The organism is Phaeovulum molybdatiresistens, assembly GCF_023544865.1.
GTDB lineage: Bacteria > Pseudomonadota > Alphaproteobacteria > Rhodobacterales > Rhodobacteraceae > Pontitalea.
Map to the genome: position 1 here is coordinate 46,198 of NZ_JAMJFX010000018.1, position 14,278 is coordinate 60,475.

Sequence of the window (14,278 nt, forward strand, 5' to 3'; positions counted from 1 at the left end):
CTTTTGGCATGGGCCTTTGATTTGAGCCCGACTTAAAGCGTTTTGCGGGGGCGTCAATGCGGCCTTATGGTTCGGTTTGCCGCGTCACTGCCCGGCCTTGTCGCCGGCGGATTGCTCGGCCGCGCCCAGCGCATCGGCCAGGCGCGCCGCCGCCGATCCGGGGCGCAGCGGCTTTTGCTGGCTTGCATGGGGCTTCCACCCGGTCAGCCAGACCATGTCAAAGCTGGCGCGGACACGGCCACCGGGTTCGGCATAGGCCGCGGCATAGCGGCTGGCGGCCTGGGCAAAGACCGCGCGGGGGGTAAAGGTCCGACGCCGGCCGGTCAGGGCATTGGCCTCACCCATGGCGCGCAGATCGGCCAGAAGGCGGAACGGATCGGCATAGCTGACACGGCGCAACACGCTGTCCGCCACCGGCAAAGCCAGGCCCGCACGTTGCAGCAGCGCGCCCAGATCGCGGATTTCGCCCATCGGCAGGACACGGGGCGACAGACCGCCCGTCACGGCCACCTCGGCCTCGGCCAGCGCGGCGCGCAGTTCTGCCAGTGTCTGGCCACCAAACATCACCGCGATGAACAGCCCGTCGGGCCGCAAGGCGCGGGCCGCCTGCACGATCTGGCCGACCGGGTCATTGGCCCAATGCAGCGCCAGCGCATGCACCACAAGATCATGCGCGCCCGGTTCCAGATCCAGCAGCTCATCATCCGCCACGATCCGGGCCGCAGGCAGGATTTCGCGCCACGGATCGGGAAAAGCCGTCACGACAGCCGGTGCCGTAAACGTTCTGTTAACCTCGTTCAGCCTTTCCTCAAGCTCGGCGGCGGCATCGTCGTGAAGGAACAGCGCGGGTCCGCTGCGTCGCGCGCGGGCGCGGTTGCGGTCAAGGGCGGGGCGATCGGTCAGAAGGGGCGGTGTGGTCATGATGGGGGCGAAGATTAAGGCGCTTCGCGCCGGGATGCCAGCGGCGATGACGCGCGCGTTGCATCTGGTATTTCCGCCGCGCTGCATTGCCTGCAGCGAGGCGGTGGGGGATGATTTCGGCCTCTGCGGCCCCTGCTGGCGCGAGACGCCCTTTCTGACGGGCCTGTGCTGCGATCAATGTGGCGCCCCCCTGCCGGGCGAAGGCACGGGGGACGACCGCTGCGACGACTGCCTGACCCTTCCGCGTCCCTGGGGCCGGGGCCGTGCGGCGCTGGCCTATGATGGGACCGCACGGCGGCTGGTTCTGGCGTTGAAGCATGGCGACCGGCTTGACCTTGTGCCGCCGATGGCGGGCTGGCTGCATCGGGCGGCGGGGCCGATCCTGGAACCCGGCATGCTGATCGCGCCAATCCCGCTGCACCGGTTGCGCCTGCTGAAACGGCGCTACAATCAATCTGCCCTGCTTTCGGCCAAGCTGGCGACGCGGGCGGGGGTGGACCATTGTCCCGACCTTTTGCAGCGCATCCGCGCCACCCCAAGCCAGGATCATCGCAGCCGCGCCGAACGCTTTGCCAATCTGGATGGTTCGATCCGCGTGGCGCCCCGGCGCACCGACCTGGTGCAAGGGCGGCATGTGCTGCTGGTGGATGACGTGATGACATCCTGCGCGACATTCACCGCCGCGACCAGGGCCTGTCTGGCCGCAGGGGCCGCAAACGTATCGGTTCTTTCACTGGCGCGCGTTGCGAAGGATGCCTAAATCCCTATAGTCTTTGCCGACTGAAGGGATGTTGCATGAAACGCGTCGAGATCTATACCACCCGCACCTGCCCCTATTGCATCGCCGCCAAGGCGCTGCTGACGAAAAAGGGCGTTACGTTTGAGGAAACCGACGTCGGCGCCGATCCCGCGCTGCGCGCAGCGATGATGCAGCGCGCCAATGGCCGCCGGACCGTCCCGCAGATTTTCATCGGCGGGCAGCATGTGGGGGGATGTGACGATCTGCATGCGCTGGACCACGCCGGCAAGCTTGACCAGCTTCTGGCGGGCTGACGGATGCGCGCGGCCCTGATCCAGCTGTCGGTTTCCGATGATCCGGTGGCGAACCTGCCGGTGACGGTCGGCCTTGTGCGTCAGGCCGCGGCGCAGGGGGCGGGGTTCGTGCTGACACCGGAATGCACCAATCTGCTGTCATCGGACCGGGCGCATCAAAGGGCCGTTCTGCATGACGAAGCCACCGATCCGACACTTGCCGCCCTGCGGGCCGAGGCGGCGGGGCTGGGGATCTGGCTGCTGATCGGATCGCTTGGCCTGAAATCGGGCGACGCGGACGGGCGCTTTGCGAACCGGTCGTTCCTGATCGCGCCCGATGGGGCGATTGCGGCGCGCTATGACAAGATCCACATGTTTGACGTGGATGTGTCTGCAACGGAAAGATACCGCGAATCCGAGGGCTACCGGCCCGGCGCGCGGGCGGTCGTGGCGCAGACCCCCTTCGCCACGATCGGGCTTAGCATCTGCTATGACCTGCGTTTCCCGCATTTGTATCGCCGCCTTGCCAAGGCGGGCGCGCAGATCCTGACGGTGCCTGCGGCGTTCAATGACACCACCGGGGCTGCGCATTGGGAAAGCCTGCTGCGCGCCCGTGCGATTGAAAACGGCTGCTTCGTGCTGGCCCCGGCGCAATGCGGCACCCATGCCGCCCATGCCGGACGCGCGCGGCGCACCCATGGCCACAGCCTGGCCGTTGCCCCCTGGGGCGAGGTTCTGGCCGATGGCGGCGATGCGCCGGGCATCACCCTGGTTGATCTGGACATGGCGCGCGTCGATCAGGCGCGCGGTCGCGTGCCCTCGATCACGCATGACCGGGACTTTGACGGCCCATGACCGAAGCTGTCGATCCGCTTGCGGCAACGCTGTTTTCCGAGGTCTTCATGGCCGATCAGCTGGCGCGCAACCGCATCAGCCGGGTTTTGCCCAAGGGGATGGAGATTTCGCATTTCTCGGTGCTTAATCATCTGGCCCACATCAACGAGGAACGCACCCCCGCCCAGCTTGCCGCGACCTTCCATGTGACGCGCGGCGCCATGACGAACACATTGTCCAAGCTGGTCTGGGCCGGCCATGTCCACATCCGGCCCGATTGGGACGATGCCCGGCGCAAGTTCGTCGCCATCAGCCCCGCGGGGCGCGCCGCGCGCGATGCGGCGCTGGCCGCCTTCATGCCGGTCATCTCGGACATCGTGCGCGACATCGGCGCCGACAAGGTACGCGCTGCCCTGCCCGTGCTGCGCGAATTGCGCATCCGGCTGGAGGACGGCTAGCCCGGTCAGGTCACCACCCGCAGCGTCAGATTGATCCGCCCGCCATTGGGCAACAGGGTCGAGCTACCCGGCGCGATGCGATCAACCCCGTGATAAAGCAGCCGCGCGGCCCCGCCCATCACCAGCACATCGCCCGACCGCAGCCACAGGCTTTGCGTCCGCCCGCCCCGGGTTTCATTGCCGATGCGGAACAGCGCATCATCGCCCAGTGAAATGGACACGACCGGCTGGGTGAAATCCGCCTCATCCCGGTCCTGGTGCATTCCCATCCGGGCATGGTCGTCATAAAAATTCACAAGACAGCATTCCGGCATCCGGGCCGAACCGGACACCGTGCGCCAGACCGACAGGATGCTGTGCGGGATGGCGGGCCAGGGCAGCCCTTCGGGATGGGTTTCGCTATAGCGATAGCCGCGCCGATCTGACACCCAGCCGAAACGCCCCGCCGAGGTCATCCGCACGCTCATGGGGCGGCCATAGGGCGTCATCGGCGAAAACAGCGGCGCCGTGGCCGCCACTGCGCGCAGATCCGCCACCATCTCGCGTTGCTCTTGCAGATCAAGCCAACCGGGAAAATGCAGAAATCCGCGGATTTCAACCGGATCGGGGCGGCTTTCGGCGGGTTCTGGAAAATCCGTCATTTTCTTGCGATGTTCCTTTGGCGCGGGTGCTTGCAGGGTCCATGGCCCCTCCTTATATACGCCGGGACGCCGGGTTCCGACAGGGTCGGGATCCGGCAGATACGTGAAACCCAGGGATTGGGGCCGGGGGCCTTATCGGACCCGAACCCCGCTACATCGCCGCAACAAGAGGTGCAAATCATGGCCAAAGTCATCGGGATCGACCTCGGGACCACCAACAGCTGCGTCGCCATCATGGACGGGTCGCAGCCCCGCGTGATCGAGAATTCCGAAGGGGCGCGCACGACGCCCTCCATCGTCGCCTTTACCGACAGCGAACGCCTTGTGGGCCAGCCCGCCAAGCGTCAGGCCGTCACCAACCCCGCCAACACGATCTTTGCCGTCAAGCGGCTGATCGGCCGCCGCGTCACCGATGCCGAGGTTGAAAAGGACCGCAAGCTGGTTCCCTACAACATCGTTGATGGTGGCAACGGCGACGCATGGGTCGAAGTTCGGGGTGAGAAATATTCCCCCGCGCAGGTCTCGGCCGTGATCCTTCAGAAGATGAAGGAAACCGCGGAATCCTATCTGGGCGAAGAGGTGACCCAGGCGGTCATCACCGTTCCCGCCTATTTCAACGACGCCCAGCGTCAGGCCACCAAGGACGCCGGCAAGATCGCCGGGCTGGAAGTGCTGCGGATCATCAACGAACCGACGGCGGCCGCGCTTGCCTATGGCCTCGACAAGAAGGAAACCAAGACCATCGCGGTCTATGACCTTGGCGGCGGCACCTTCGACATCACCATCCTGGAAATCGACGACGGCCTGTTCGAGGTGAAATCGACCAACGGCGACACGTTCCTGGGCGGCGAAGACTTTGACATGCGCATCGTGAACTACCTCGCCGAGGAGTTCAAAAAGGAACATGGCGTCGACCTGACCAAGGACAAGATGGCCCTGCAGCGCCTGAAAGAGGCGGCTGAAAAGGCCAAGATCGAACTGTCGTCCAGCCAGCAGACGGAAATCAACCAGCCGTTCATCTCGATGGACATGAAGTCCGGCACGCCGCTGCACATGGTCATGAAACTGACCCGCGCCAAGCTGGAAAGCCTGGTGGGCGACCTGATCAAGGCCTCGCTGAAGCCCTGCGCCGCGGCGCTGAAGGACGCGGGCCTGTCCAAGGGCGACATTGATGAGGTCGTTCTGGTCGGCGGCATGACCCGCATGCCCAAGGTCGTGGAAGAAGTGACCAACTTCTTCGGCAAGGAACCCCACAAGGGCGTTAACCCCGATGAGGTCGTGGCGCTTGGCGCGGCCATTCAGGCCGGCGTGCTGCAAGGCGACGTGAAAGATGTCGTGCTTCTGGACGTGACGCCGCTGAGCCTTGGCATCGAAACGCTGGGCGGCGTGTTCACCCGCCTGATCGACCGCAACACCACGATCCCGACCAAGAAGTCGCAGATCTTCTCGACCGCCGAAGACAACCAGAACGCCGTGACGATCCGCGTGTTCCAGGGCGAGCGCGAAATGGCGGCCGACAACAAGCTGCTGGGCATGTTCAACCTGGAAGACATTCCGCCCGCACCGCGCGGCATGCCGCAGATTGAAGTGACCTTCGACATCGACGCCAACGGCATCGTGTCGGTCAGCGCCAAGGACAAGGGCACCGGCAAATCGCAGAACATCACGATCCAGGCTTCGGGCGGTCTGTCCGACGACGAGATCGACAAGATGGTCCGCGACGCCGAGGCCAATGCCGAAGCCGACAAGAAGCGCAAGGAACTGGTCGAAGCCAAGAACCAGGCCGAAAGCCTGCTGCATTCGACCCGCAAGTCGCTGGAAGAACATGGCGACAAGGTCGACGGCTCGACCGTCGAGGCGATCGAGCTGGCCGCCAATGCGCTGGAAGAAACGCTCAAGTCCGACGATGCCGGCAAGATCAAGGGCGGCATCCAGAACCTGACCGATGCCGCGATGAAGCTGGGCGAGGCGATCTACAAGGCGCAGCAGGCCGAGGCCGGCCCCGCCGATGAAGATGGTCCGCGCGACGTGGACGATGACATCGTCGACGCCGACTTCGAGGATATGGGCGAAGACAAGCGCAAATAAGCGCCGGAACTGCAGAGCGGGCCCGATCGGGCCCGTTCCACGTTCCCCCAGGGGGTGCATGAATGGCAAAACGCGATTTCTACGAGGTTCTGGGCGTGGCCCGCGGGGCCTCGGCAGATGAGATCAAGAAGGCCTATCGCACGAAGGCGAAGGAACTTCACCCCGACCGCAACAAGGACAATCCCGACGCCGAGGCCCAGTTCAAGGAAGTGAACGAAGCCTATGACGTGCTGAAGGATGCCGACAAGAAGGCGGCCTATGACCGGTTCGGTCACGGCGCGTTCGAAGGTGGCATGGGTGGCGGTCCGCGCGGCGGTGGCTATGGCCAAGGCGATTTCGCCAGCGCCTTTTCCGATGTGTTCGAGGATCTGTTCGGCGATTTCATGGGGGGCCGCGGCCAGGGCGGCGGGCGTTCGCGCGCCACCCGCGGATCGGACCTGCGCTACAACATGCGCGTGACGCTGGAAGAGGCTTTTGCCGGCGCGCAAAAGCAGATCACCGTGCCAGGATCCGCCGGCTGCACCGCCTGCAACGGCACCGGTGCCGAAGGCGGGGTCGAACCCGTGACCTGCCCAACCTGTTCCGGCATGGGCAAGGTCCGCGCGCAGAACGGGTTTTTCACGGTCGAACGGACCTGCCCGACCTGTGGCGGCCAGGGCCAGGTGGTCAAAAATCCCTGCCGCGCCTGCCACGGTTCCGGCCGGATCGAGAAGGAACGGACGCTTGCCGTCAACATCCCTGCGGGGGTGGAAACCGGCACCCGTATTCGCCTCGCCGGTGAGGGCGAGGCAGGTCTGCGCGGGGGGCCCTCGGGCGATCTGTACATCTTCATCGAGGTGCGCGACCACGCGATTTTCCAGCGCGACGGGGTGACGTTGTTCTGCCGCGTGCCCGTGTCGATCGCCTCCGCAGCGCTTGGCGGCGAGGTCGAGGTGCCGACGATTGACGGCGGCCGCAGCCGGGTGAAAATCCCGGCAGGCAGCCAGTCGGGGCGCCAGATGCGGCTGCGCGGAAAGGGCATGCCGGCGCTGCGCGGCGGTGGCATCGGCGACATGGTGATCGAACTGGCGGTCGAAACGCCGGTCAATCTGACGGCGCGCCAAAAGGAACTGCTGCGCGAATTCGAGAAGATCGAGGCCGAGAACAACCCCGAGGGGGCGTCGTTCTTCAAGAAGGTCAAGACCTTCTGGGATGGGATGAAAGGCTGAGGGGGGCCTGCGGGCGCCCTTCTCACGCGGCCAAGGCGAATTAACCGTTTTTTCACGGCGAATCGGCGAAGCTGGCGACATGAGCCAGCATCCGAACACCTTTTACGAAGCCCCCCTTCCGCTTTTCGGCGATGCCGATGAGGCCATCGCTATACCCCTGCGCGGGGATCGCCTGCCCTCCTACATCCAGGATCATCGCAAGCGCCTGCGCAGTCGGTTCATGCAGGGCGGCGCTGCGGCCATGCCCGATTATGAACTTCTGGAACTGATCCTGTTCCGCGCCATTCCACGGCAAGATGTGAAACCGTTGGCGCACCGACTGTTGCATACATTCGGCGATTTCAACCGCGTTCTGTCCGCCCCACTGGCGCGCCTGGAAAAGGTTCCGGGCGTTGGCGAGGCGGTGATACAGGAACTGAAGATCGTCGAGGCGGCGGCGCATCGCATGGCGCGGGCGCGTGTCATGAACCGGGCGGTCTTGTCATCTTGGGATGCACTGCTGGATTACTGCCATACCGCAATGGCGCATCGTGAAACGGAACAGTTTCGTGTGCTTTATCTGGACCGCAAGAACGTTCTGATCGCGGATGAGGAACAGGCCCGCGGCACAGTCGACCATGTGCCGGTCTATCCGCGTGAGGTGGTCAAGCGAGCTTTGGAACTGAACGCCTCGGCGCTGATCCTTGTGCACAATCATCCGTCGGGCGATCCGACCCCGTCAGAGGCGGACATCACCATGACCGCCCAGATTCAGGACGCGGCGACCGTCCTTGGTATCGTTCTTCACGACCATCTGATCATCGGCAAAAGCCGTGAACTGAGCTTTCGCGCCAGCGCCTACCTTTGACCACGGGCCTCAGGGCCGATTGGCGCGGGGCCCGCCCCGCCAAAGGCAAGGCCTGCGCGGGCGTCCCGGGGCGGGATCGGCACATCCTGATCAGTGGGAATGCCGCGAACGGGCAGATCGGGCAGTTGCATCCCCGCCGCCAGCGGTTTCAGCGCGGCACCCGGCCGGGGCGCGGAAATCGTCGCCATCACCGGGGTCACGTTGCGGATGCCGAGACTTGTCGCAGCATTTTCGGATGCGTCAGCGGCCTGCAGCACATATGCGATCCGATCACCGATGACTTCGGCATGTTGCATCAGATGGCCAACACCGCCAGCCAAAGCCAGGGTCGTGACAATCGTAACAATCCGGTGCTTCATCCACATGATGCCCCCCAAGGCGCAGCAGTCATGACCCGAGTCGTAGGTAACAAATGCGGCGATGGCGTGGCTCTGACATGGCGGAGTTAACCATTTGATAACCTTGGAGTACCGCAGATCTTGCGCGGGCTTCGCGCGGGCCAGCAAGATATGGAAAGGGCGGCCAAGGCCGCCCCGTCTTTGCCCGATTTCGCCCCAATCAGGCGAGTCGCCCGTGGCAATGCTTGAACTTTTCGCCCGAGCCGCAGGGGCAGGGATCATTGCGCGCCGGATCGCCCCAGGTGGCGGGGTCGTTTTCATCAAAACCGGGGCGGGCATTGGGATTGGCCGCACCCGCGGCCGGGGCCATCTGGCGCAGCATCTCGGCCTGTTCCTCGGCGGTCAGCGGGCGAATCTGGCCCAGCCGCTTGGTCACATCGGCGCGCAGGCTGTCCAGCATGGTTTCAAACAGCTGGAACGCCTCGGTCTTGTATTCTGACAGCGGGTCACGCTGCGCATAGCCACGGAACCCCACGACCGAACGCAGATGTTCCAGCGTCACCAGATGTTCACGCCACTTGGTGTCGATCGTCTGCAACAAAAGCTGCTTTTCGATCGATCGCATATTCTCGGCCCCGAAAGCCTCGGCCTTTTGCGCCATATACTCGTCGACTGCGGCTTCCAGACGTTCGCGGATACCGTCCTGGTCCACGCCTTCTTCACCTGCCCAATCGGCGATCGGCAGATCAAGGTTCAGCGCCTCGGTCGCGGCCTTGCGCAGGCCTTCGACATCCCATTGATCGGCATAGGATTTCGGCGGCATGTATTCATCAACCAGATCGTCGATGACCTGATGGCGCATGTCGCGGGCGATTTCTTCAATATCCTGGGCTTCCATGATCTCGCGGCGCTGACCGAAGATGGCCTTGCGCTGGTCGTTCATCACGTCGTCGAATTTCAGCAGTTGCTTGCGGATGTCGAAGTTGCGGCCCTCAACCTTGGCCTGCGCGCGTTCCAGCGACTTGTTCACCCAAGGGTGAACGATCGCCTCGCCTTCCTTCATGCCAAGTTTCGACAGCACCGCATCCAATTTGTCCGAGCCGAAGATCCGCATCAGATCGTCTTCCAGCGACAGGAAGAACAGCGACCGGCCCGGATCGCCCTGCCGGCCGGAACGGCCACGCAGCTGGTTGTCGATGCGCCGCGATTCATGGCGTTCTGTCGCCAGAACGAACAGGCCGCCCGCCTCCAGCACCTTGGCCTTTTCGGCGGCATGTTCCGCCTCGATCCGGGCGCGGATCTCATCGGGATGCGCTTCGGGGTTGGCGGCAAGCTCTTCAAGAACCTTCATCTCGACATTGCCGCCCAGCTGGATGTCGGTGCCGCGGCCTGCCATGTTGGTGGCGATCGTCACCGCGCCGAGGCGACCAGCTTCGGCCACGATCCTGGCTTCCTGTTCGTGCTGGCGAGCGTTCAGGACGTTATGCGCGATGCCTTCCTTTTGCAGCAGGCCCGACAGCATTTCGGATTTCTCGATCGAGGTGGTCCCAACCAGGATCGGTTGGCCCTTGGCATGCGATTCCTTGATCGCCTCGATCACGGCGGCGTATTTTTCGCGCTGGGTGCGATAGACGCGGTCATGTTCGTCCTTACGCTGGATGGGGCGGTTGGTCGGCACCTCAACCACACCCAGCTTGTAGATTTCCATGAATTCCTCGGCCTCGGTCGCGGCGGTGCCGGTCATGCCGGCCAGCTTTTCATACAGGCGGAAGTAGTTCTGGAAGGTCACACTGGCCAGCGTCACGTTTTCGGGCTGAATCGTCACGCCCTCTTTCGCCTCGATCGCCTGGTGAAGCCCGTCAGACAGGCGCCGGCCCGGCATCATCCGGCCGCTGAATTCGTCGATCAGCACCACCTCGCCATCACGCACGATGTAGTTCTGATCCTTGTGGAACAGCTTGTGCGCCCGCAGCGCCTGGGTGACATGGTGCACGATAGTCGTGCTTTCCGGGTCATACAGCGACTGGCCGGGGGGCAGGATGCCCGCTTCCTGCAGCCGCTTTTCCAGGAACTCGTTGCCTTCTTCCGAATAGGTCGCGTTGCGCGCCTTTTCATCCAGCTTGAAATGCTCGGGCTGGATTTCGGGGATAAAGCGGTCCAGCGTCTTGTACAGGTCCGAACGGTCCTGCGACGGGCCCGAGATGATCAGCGGGGTGCGCGCCTCATCGATCAGGATCGAGTCAACCTCATCGACGATGGCGAAATAATGGTCGCGCTGCATCATGTCCTCGACCCGGCTGCGCATGTTGTCGCGCAGATAGTCAAAGCCCAGTTCATTGTTCGTGGCATAGGTCACGTCGGCGGCATAGGCGGTACGCTTTTCCGCATCGGACTGGAACGGCACCACAACGCCGGTGGTCAGCCCCAGCGCGCCATAGACCTTGCCCATCCATTCCGCATCGCGCCGGGCCAGATAGTCGTTCACGGTGACGACATGCACCCCGCGCCCGGTCAGCGCGTTCAGATAGACCGGGAAGGTCGCCATCAGGGTCTTGCCCTCGCCGGTTTTCATCTCGGCGATATTGCCCTGATGCAGAAAGATGCCGGCTTTCAGCTGCACATCAAAGGCCCGCAGGCCCAGGGCGCGCTTGGCGGCCTCACGGCAATTGGCGAAGGCTTCAGGCAACAGCGCATCCAGGCTTTCACCCTTTTCGACCCGCGCCTTCAGTTCGGCCGTCTTTTCCTTCAGCCCCGCATCGCTGAGCTTTTCGAACTCGGGCTCCAGCGCGTTGATCTTCGCCACGATCGGGCGGACCGATTTCACCTTGCGGTCATTCGGCGTGCCAAAGACCTTCTTCGCGAGTGTTCCTAGCCCGAGCATTTTTTCTCCGCGGGTTCGCTTGACCAAATCGTGTGACGCGTGGCCTTGCCCGCGTCCTCGCGCAAGCCTAGAACGGCAAGCGAATAAAAGGGCGGAGCGGCCTTCACAGGACCCTAGGCGATGTAAGCGCCACCCGTCAGAGTGTCAACGCCGCGGCGGCCCGCGGCCCGGATGGAGAGGCTTAATATGTCCCTTGTGACCCGATTCCTTGGCGCAACCGCGCTGTCGCTGACCCTGGCACAGGGGGCGGTGGCCGAAGGGCTGACCGCAGACAGTGTGATGGCCACGGTCAACGGAACGGAAATCACCCTGGGCCACATGATCGCCGTGCGCGACAGCCTGCCCGCGGAATATCAGCAGCTGCCCGATGACATCCTGTTCAACGGCATCCTGGACCAGCTGATCCAGCAGACCGCCCTGGCCGAGATTGGTGCCGTCGATCTGACCAAGCGCGACGAAATCGCGATGGAGGTGGATCGCCGTGCCTACCTGGCCGGTGCCGTGCTTGACCGCACCGCCACCGCGGCGGTCACCGAAGAAAGCATCAAGGACGCCTACAACACCCGCTTCGCCGATGCTGAACCGTCGCGCGAATACAATGCCGCCCATATCATCGTCGCAACCGAGGAAGAGGCCGCCGCGATCAAGGCCGAGATTGAGGACGGCGCCGATTTTGCCACGCTCGCGCGCGAAAAATCCACCGATGGCGCCGCGGCGAACGGGGGCGATTTGGGCTGGTTCGGGCTGGACGTGATGGTCAAGCCCTTCGGCGATGCCGTGGCCGCCATGCAGCCTGGCGACATCGCGGGCCCCGTGCAGACCGAATACGGCTGGCATGTCGTGAAGCTGATCGAAACGCGCCTGGCCGAGGCGCCGACGATCGAGGATGTCCGGATGGAACTGGAAGGCGATTTGCGCCAGAATGCCGTTGAAAGCCGCGTGACAGAAGCTGTCGATCAAGCCAAGGTGGAACGCAATGTCGAGGGTGTCGATCCGGCGGTCCTCAAGGACAGCACGATACTGGGCGATTGATCCAAAGGGGCGGGCGCTATGGCGAAACGGAAAGAACTCAAGGCCAAGGTCGAAAAGCTGAAGGCCAAGGTGAAGCTGCTGAAGGGGCAGATCGAGCATGGCCTTGAAGCCACGGTCGAGGCGGTGGCCGAGGCCGCGCACAAGGCTAAGGCCGCCAACCCCATTTCGCCGCTGGCCCCTGCGGCCTTCCCCGCCCTGCCGCCGGTCGATGGCGTGGACTTTGCCGCGATCGCGGCGGGCGTGCGCTATGCGGGCCGCACCGATGTGATGCTTGCCCGCCTTGCGCCGGGAACGGTTGTCGCCGGTGCCTTCACGCGGTCTTCGACCCGCGCGGCCTGTGTTCTTGACTGTCAGGCAAAGCTGAAAATGAAGGTTCCCGCGAATGCGGGCGCCGCGATCATCGTGAATTCGGGCAATGCCAACGCCTTTACCGGCGCCGCCGGGCAAGAGGCCGTCGATGCCGTCACCGGCGCGGTCGCGGCGGAACTTGGCCTGCCCGCCAGTCGCGTCTTTTCATCGTCCACCGGCGTCATCGGCGAGCCACTGCCGTATGACCGGATCACCGCCAAGGTGCCCGATCTGGCGCAGGCGCTGGATGGCGCGGCGATTGAACTTGCCGCGCGCGCCATCATGACGACCGACACCTTCCCCAAGGGCGCCGGCGCCGAGGTGCAGGGCGACGGCGGCGTGATCCGCATCGCCGGCATTGCCAAAGGATCGGGCATGATCGCGCCCGACATGGCAACGATGCTGGTCTATATTTTCACCGATGCGAAGATCTCGGCCGCGAACCTGCAGAAAATCGTTTCGCGCCAGGTGGATGATACGTTCAACGCCATCACCGTGGACAGCGACACCTCGACCTCGGATGCACTGATCGTCGCGGCGACCGGGCGCAGCGCGGCAGCGGAAATCAAGGACATGCGGTCCAAGCCCGCCCGCGATTTCGAAGCCGCCCTGCGCGCCGTGATGATGGATCTGGCCCATCAGGTGGTGAAGGATGGCGAGGGTGCGACGAAATTCGTCGAAGTCCGCGTGACCGGCGCCGCCGATGCCGCCGATGCCCATCGCGTCGCCATGTCCATCGCCAATTCGCCGCTGGTCAAGACCGCCATCGCGGGCGAGGATGCAAATTGGGGCCGCGTCGTGGCGGCCGTGGGCAAATCGGGCGCCAAGGCCGACCGCGACCGGCTGAAGATCAGCTTTGGAGACATGGTCCTGGCCGAAAAGGGCTGGCGCGTGCCTGAATATGACGAGGCTGCCGCCTCGGCCTATATGAAGCGGCAAGAGCTTGTGATCGGGGTGGATCTGGGTCTTGGCAAGGCGGCGAAATCCGTCTGGACCTGCGATCTGACGCACCGCTACATCGACATCAACGCGGATTATCGTTCGTGAAGACCATCCTTGTTTCGGCCGTCGCGCTGATTGATGCCGACGGCCGCATTCTTCTGGCACAGCGCCCCGCGGGCAAGTCGATGGCCGGGCTGTGGGAATTCCCCGGCGGCAAAGTCGAACCCGGCGAGACGCCGGAGGCGGCGTTGATCCGCGAATTGCATGAGGAACTGGGGATCGACACCTGGGCCTCATGCTTGGCGCCCCTGACATTCGCCAGCCACAGCTATCCCGATTTCCATCTGTTGATGCCCCTGTTTGCCTGCCGCAAATGGCAGGGCATCGTTCAGCCGCGCGAGGGGCAGCAACTGGCCTGGGTCCGGGCGGCGGACCTGCGCCGCTATCCGATGCCGCCCGCCGATGAACCGCTGATCCCGATCCTGCGCGACTGGCTTTGATCGCCGACACCGTTCGGTTTCCGTTAAGATTCGGGCGCTATCCCTGTTGCCAGAACAACAGGGGGATACCATGTTTTGCACAATCACCATTGGAAACTACATCTTCATTCAGGGCATGCTGGAAACGCTGCGCGATGACGGCAAGGCCGTGGTCCGGGTTGGCGAGGCCCGATTTACAGGGGTTCCGGTAACGAAAAACGCCGCCTGA

The 14,278-nt window shown here is 63.9% G+C and carries 15 protein-coding genes; 11 read left to right on the forward strand and 4 right to left on the reverse strand.

Going from position 1 to position 14,278, the window contains the following annotated elements; translation table 11 throughout:
• Positions 1 to 84: 84 nt before the first annotated feature.
• Positions 85 to 921, reverse strand: coding sequence for a methyltransferase domain-containing protein (locus tag MXB90_RS12610; protein WP_250045456.1), 837 nt, complete (start codon positions 919 to 921; stop codon positions 85 to 87).
• Here MXB90_RS12610 and MXB90_RS12615 point away from each other — a divergent pair.
• Genes MXB90_RS12615 through MXB90_RS12630 form a run of 4 tightly spaced genes read left to right on the forward strand, consistent with a single transcriptional unit; the run spans position 920 to position 3,245 of the window.
• Positions 920 to 1,681 carry a ComF family protein gene (locus MXB90_RS12615; RefSeq protein ID WP_462982304.1) on the forward strand — a complete coding sequence of 254 codons (762 nt, stop codon included), beginning with the start codon at positions 920 to 922 and terminating at the stop codon, positions 1,679 to 1,681. The two genes, MXB90_RS12610 and MXB90_RS12615, sit on opposite strands and share 2 nt — an antisense overlap.
• Positions 1,682 to 1,716: 35 nt before the next feature.
• Positions 1,717 to 1,974, forward strand: coding sequence for a glutaredoxin 3 (grxC, locus tag MXB90_RS12620; protein WP_250045458.1), 258 nt, complete (start codon positions 1,717 to 1,719; stop codon positions 1,972 to 1,974).
• Positions 1,975 to 1,977: 3 nt separating this feature from the next.
• Positions 1,978 to 2,808, forward strand: a complete 831-nt coding sequence (locus tag MXB90_RS12625; RefSeq protein WP_250045460.1) for a carbon-nitrogen hydrolase family protein — start codon at positions 1,978 to 1,980, stop codon at positions 2,806 to 2,808.
• Positions 2,805 to 3,245, forward strand: a complete 441-nt coding sequence (locus MXB90_RS12630) for a MarR family winged helix-turn-helix transcriptional regulator (protein WP_250045462.1) — start codon at positions 2,805 to 2,807, stop codon at positions 3,243 to 3,245. The genes MXB90_RS12625 and MXB90_RS12630 overlap by 4 nt, the downstream gene beginning before the upstream one ends.
• A 5-nt stretch (positions 3,246 to 3,250) precedes the next feature.
• On the opposite strand, the gene MXB90_RS12635 is transcribed toward MXB90_RS12630, so the two are convergent.
• The gene (locus MXB90_RS12635; protein WP_250045463.1) at positions 3,251 to 3,886 is read right to left on the reverse strand and encodes an alpha-ketoglutarate-dependent dioxygenase AlkB family protein; all 636 of its coding nucleotides are present in this window, start codon (positions 3,884 to 3,886) and stop codon (positions 3,251 to 3,253) included.
• A 9-nt stretch (positions 3,887 to 3,895) separates the two neighbouring features.
• On the opposite strand from MXB90_RS12635, the gene dnaK reads away from it, so the two are divergent.
• The 3 genes from dnaK (at position 3,896) to radC (ending at position 8,029) form a co-directional block, all read left to right on the forward strand.
• Positions 3,896 to 5,974, forward strand: a complete 2,079-nt coding sequence (dnaK, locus tag MXB90_RS12640) for a molecular chaperone DnaK (RefSeq protein ID WP_284040826.1) — start codon at positions 3,896 to 3,898, stop codon at positions 5,972 to 5,974.
• Between the two features lie 62 nt (positions 5,975 to 6,036).
• Complete coding sequence (gene dnaJ, locus MXB90_RS12645; RefSeq protein ID WP_250045465.1) at positions 6,037 to 7,182, forward strand: molecular chaperone DnaJ; 1,146 nt, start codon at positions 6,037 to 6,039, stop codon at positions 7,180 to 7,182.
• A gap of 79 nt (positions 7,183 to 7,261) precedes the next feature.
• Positions 7,262 to 8,029, forward strand: coding sequence for a RadC family protein (gene radC / locus MXB90_RS12650; RefSeq protein WP_250045466.1), 768 nt, complete (start codon positions 7,262 to 7,264; stop codon positions 8,027 to 8,029).
• On the opposite strand, the gene MXB90_RS12655 is transcribed toward radC, so the two are convergent.
• The gene (locus tag MXB90_RS12655; RefSeq protein ID WP_250045467.1) at positions 8,020 to 8,535 is read right to left on the reverse strand and encodes a hypothetical protein; all 516 of its coding nucleotides are present in this window, start codon (positions 8,533 to 8,535) and stop codon (positions 8,020 to 8,022) included. The genes radC and MXB90_RS12655 overlap by 10 nt on opposite strands.
• A gap of 52 nt (positions 8,536 to 8,587) precedes the next feature.
• On the reverse strand, positions 8,588 to 11,248 hold the full coding sequence (gene secA / locus MXB90_RS12660) for a preprotein translocase subunit SecA (protein WP_250045468.1): 2,661 nt from the start codon (positions 11,246 to 11,248) through the stop codon (positions 8,588 to 8,590).
• A gap of 186 nt (positions 11,249 to 11,434) precedes the next feature.
• On the opposite strand from secA, the gene MXB90_RS12665 reads away from it, so the two are divergent.
• The 4 genes from MXB90_RS12665 to MXB90_RS12680 all read left to right on the forward strand — a co-directional run bounded on the left by MXB90_RS12665 (position 11,435) and on the right by MXB90_RS12680 (position 14,278).
• The gene (locus MXB90_RS12665) at positions 11,435 to 12,280 is read left to right on the forward strand and encodes a peptidylprolyl isomerase (RefSeq protein ID WP_250045469.1); all 846 of its coding nucleotides are present in this window, start codon (positions 11,435 to 11,437) and stop codon (positions 12,278 to 12,280) included.
• 18 nt (positions 12,281 to 12,298) lie between these two features.
• The gene (argJ, locus tag MXB90_RS12670) at positions 12,299 to 13,675 is read left to right on the forward strand and encodes a bifunctional glutamate N-acetyltransferase/amino-acid acetyltransferase ArgJ (RefSeq protein ID WP_250045474.1); all 1,377 of its coding nucleotides are present in this window, start codon (positions 12,299 to 12,301) and stop codon (positions 13,673 to 13,675) included.
• On the forward strand, positions 13,672 to 14,070 hold the full coding sequence (gene mutT, locus MXB90_RS12675) for an 8-oxo-dGTP diphosphatase MutT (RefSeq protein WP_250045476.1): 399 nt from the start codon (positions 13,672 to 13,674) through the stop codon (positions 14,068 to 14,070). Before argJ ends, mutT begins: the two co-directional genes overlap by 4 nt.
• A gap of 70 nt (positions 14,071 to 14,140) precedes the next feature.
• Positions 14,141 to 14,278 (forward strand): hypothetical protein, encoded by a 138-nt coding sequence (locus MXB90_RS12680; protein ID WP_250045477.1) that lies wholly within the window; start codon positions 14,141 to 14,143, stop codon positions 14,276 to 14,278.

Bases quoted from the DNA above. Each gene is read 5' to 3' on its own strand.
- MXB90_RS12630 (WP_250045462.1), top strand. From the start codon at position 2,805: ATGACCGAAGCTGTCGATCCGCTTGCGGCAACGCTGTTTTCCGAGGTC.
- secA (WP_250045468.1), bottom strand. From the start codon at position 11,248: ATGCTCGGGCTAGGAACACTCGCGAAGAAGGTCTTTGGCACGCCGAAT.
- radC (WP_250045466.1), top strand. From the start codon at position 7,262: ATGAGCCAGCATCCGAACACCTTTTACGAAGCCCCCCTTCCGCTTTTC.
- MXB90_RS12635 (WP_250045463.1), bottom strand. From the start codon at position 3,886: ATGACGGATTTTCCAGAACCCGCCGAAAGCCGCCCCGATCCGGTTGAA.
- MXB90_RS12625 (WP_250045460.1), top strand. From the start codon at position 1,978: ATGCGCGCGGCCCTGATCCAGCTGTCGGTTTCCGATGATCCGGTGGCG.
- argJ (WP_250045474.1), top strand. From the start codon at position 12,299: ATGGCGAAACGGAAAGAACTCAAGGCCAAGGTCGAAAAGCTGAAGGCC.
- grxC (WP_250045458.1), top strand. From the start codon at position 1,717: ATGAAACGCGTCGAGATCTATACCACCCGCACCTGCCCCTATTGCATC.
- dnaK (WP_284040826.1), top strand. From the start codon at position 3,896: ATGTTCCTTTGGCGCGGGTGCTTGCAGGGTCCATGGCCCCTCCTTATA.
- MXB90_RS12665 (WP_250045469.1), top strand. From the start codon at position 11,435: ATGTCCCTTGTGACCCGATTCCTTGGCGCAACCGCGCTGTCGCTGACC.
- MXB90_RS12615 (WP_462982304.1), top strand. From the start codon at position 920: ATGATGGGGGCGAAGATTAAGGCGCTTCGCGCCGGGATGCCAGCGGCG.
- dnaJ (WP_250045465.1), top strand. From the start codon at position 6,037: ATGGCAAAACGCGATTTCTACGAGGTTCTGGGCGTGGCCCGCGGGGCC.
- MXB90_RS12680 (WP_250045477.1), top strand. From the start codon at position 14,141: ATGTTTTGCACAATCACCATTGGAAACTACATCTTCATTCAGGGCATG.
- MXB90_RS12610 (WP_250045456.1), bottom strand. From the start codon at position 921: ATGACCACACCGCCCCTTCTGACCGATCGCCCCGCCCTTGACCGCAAC.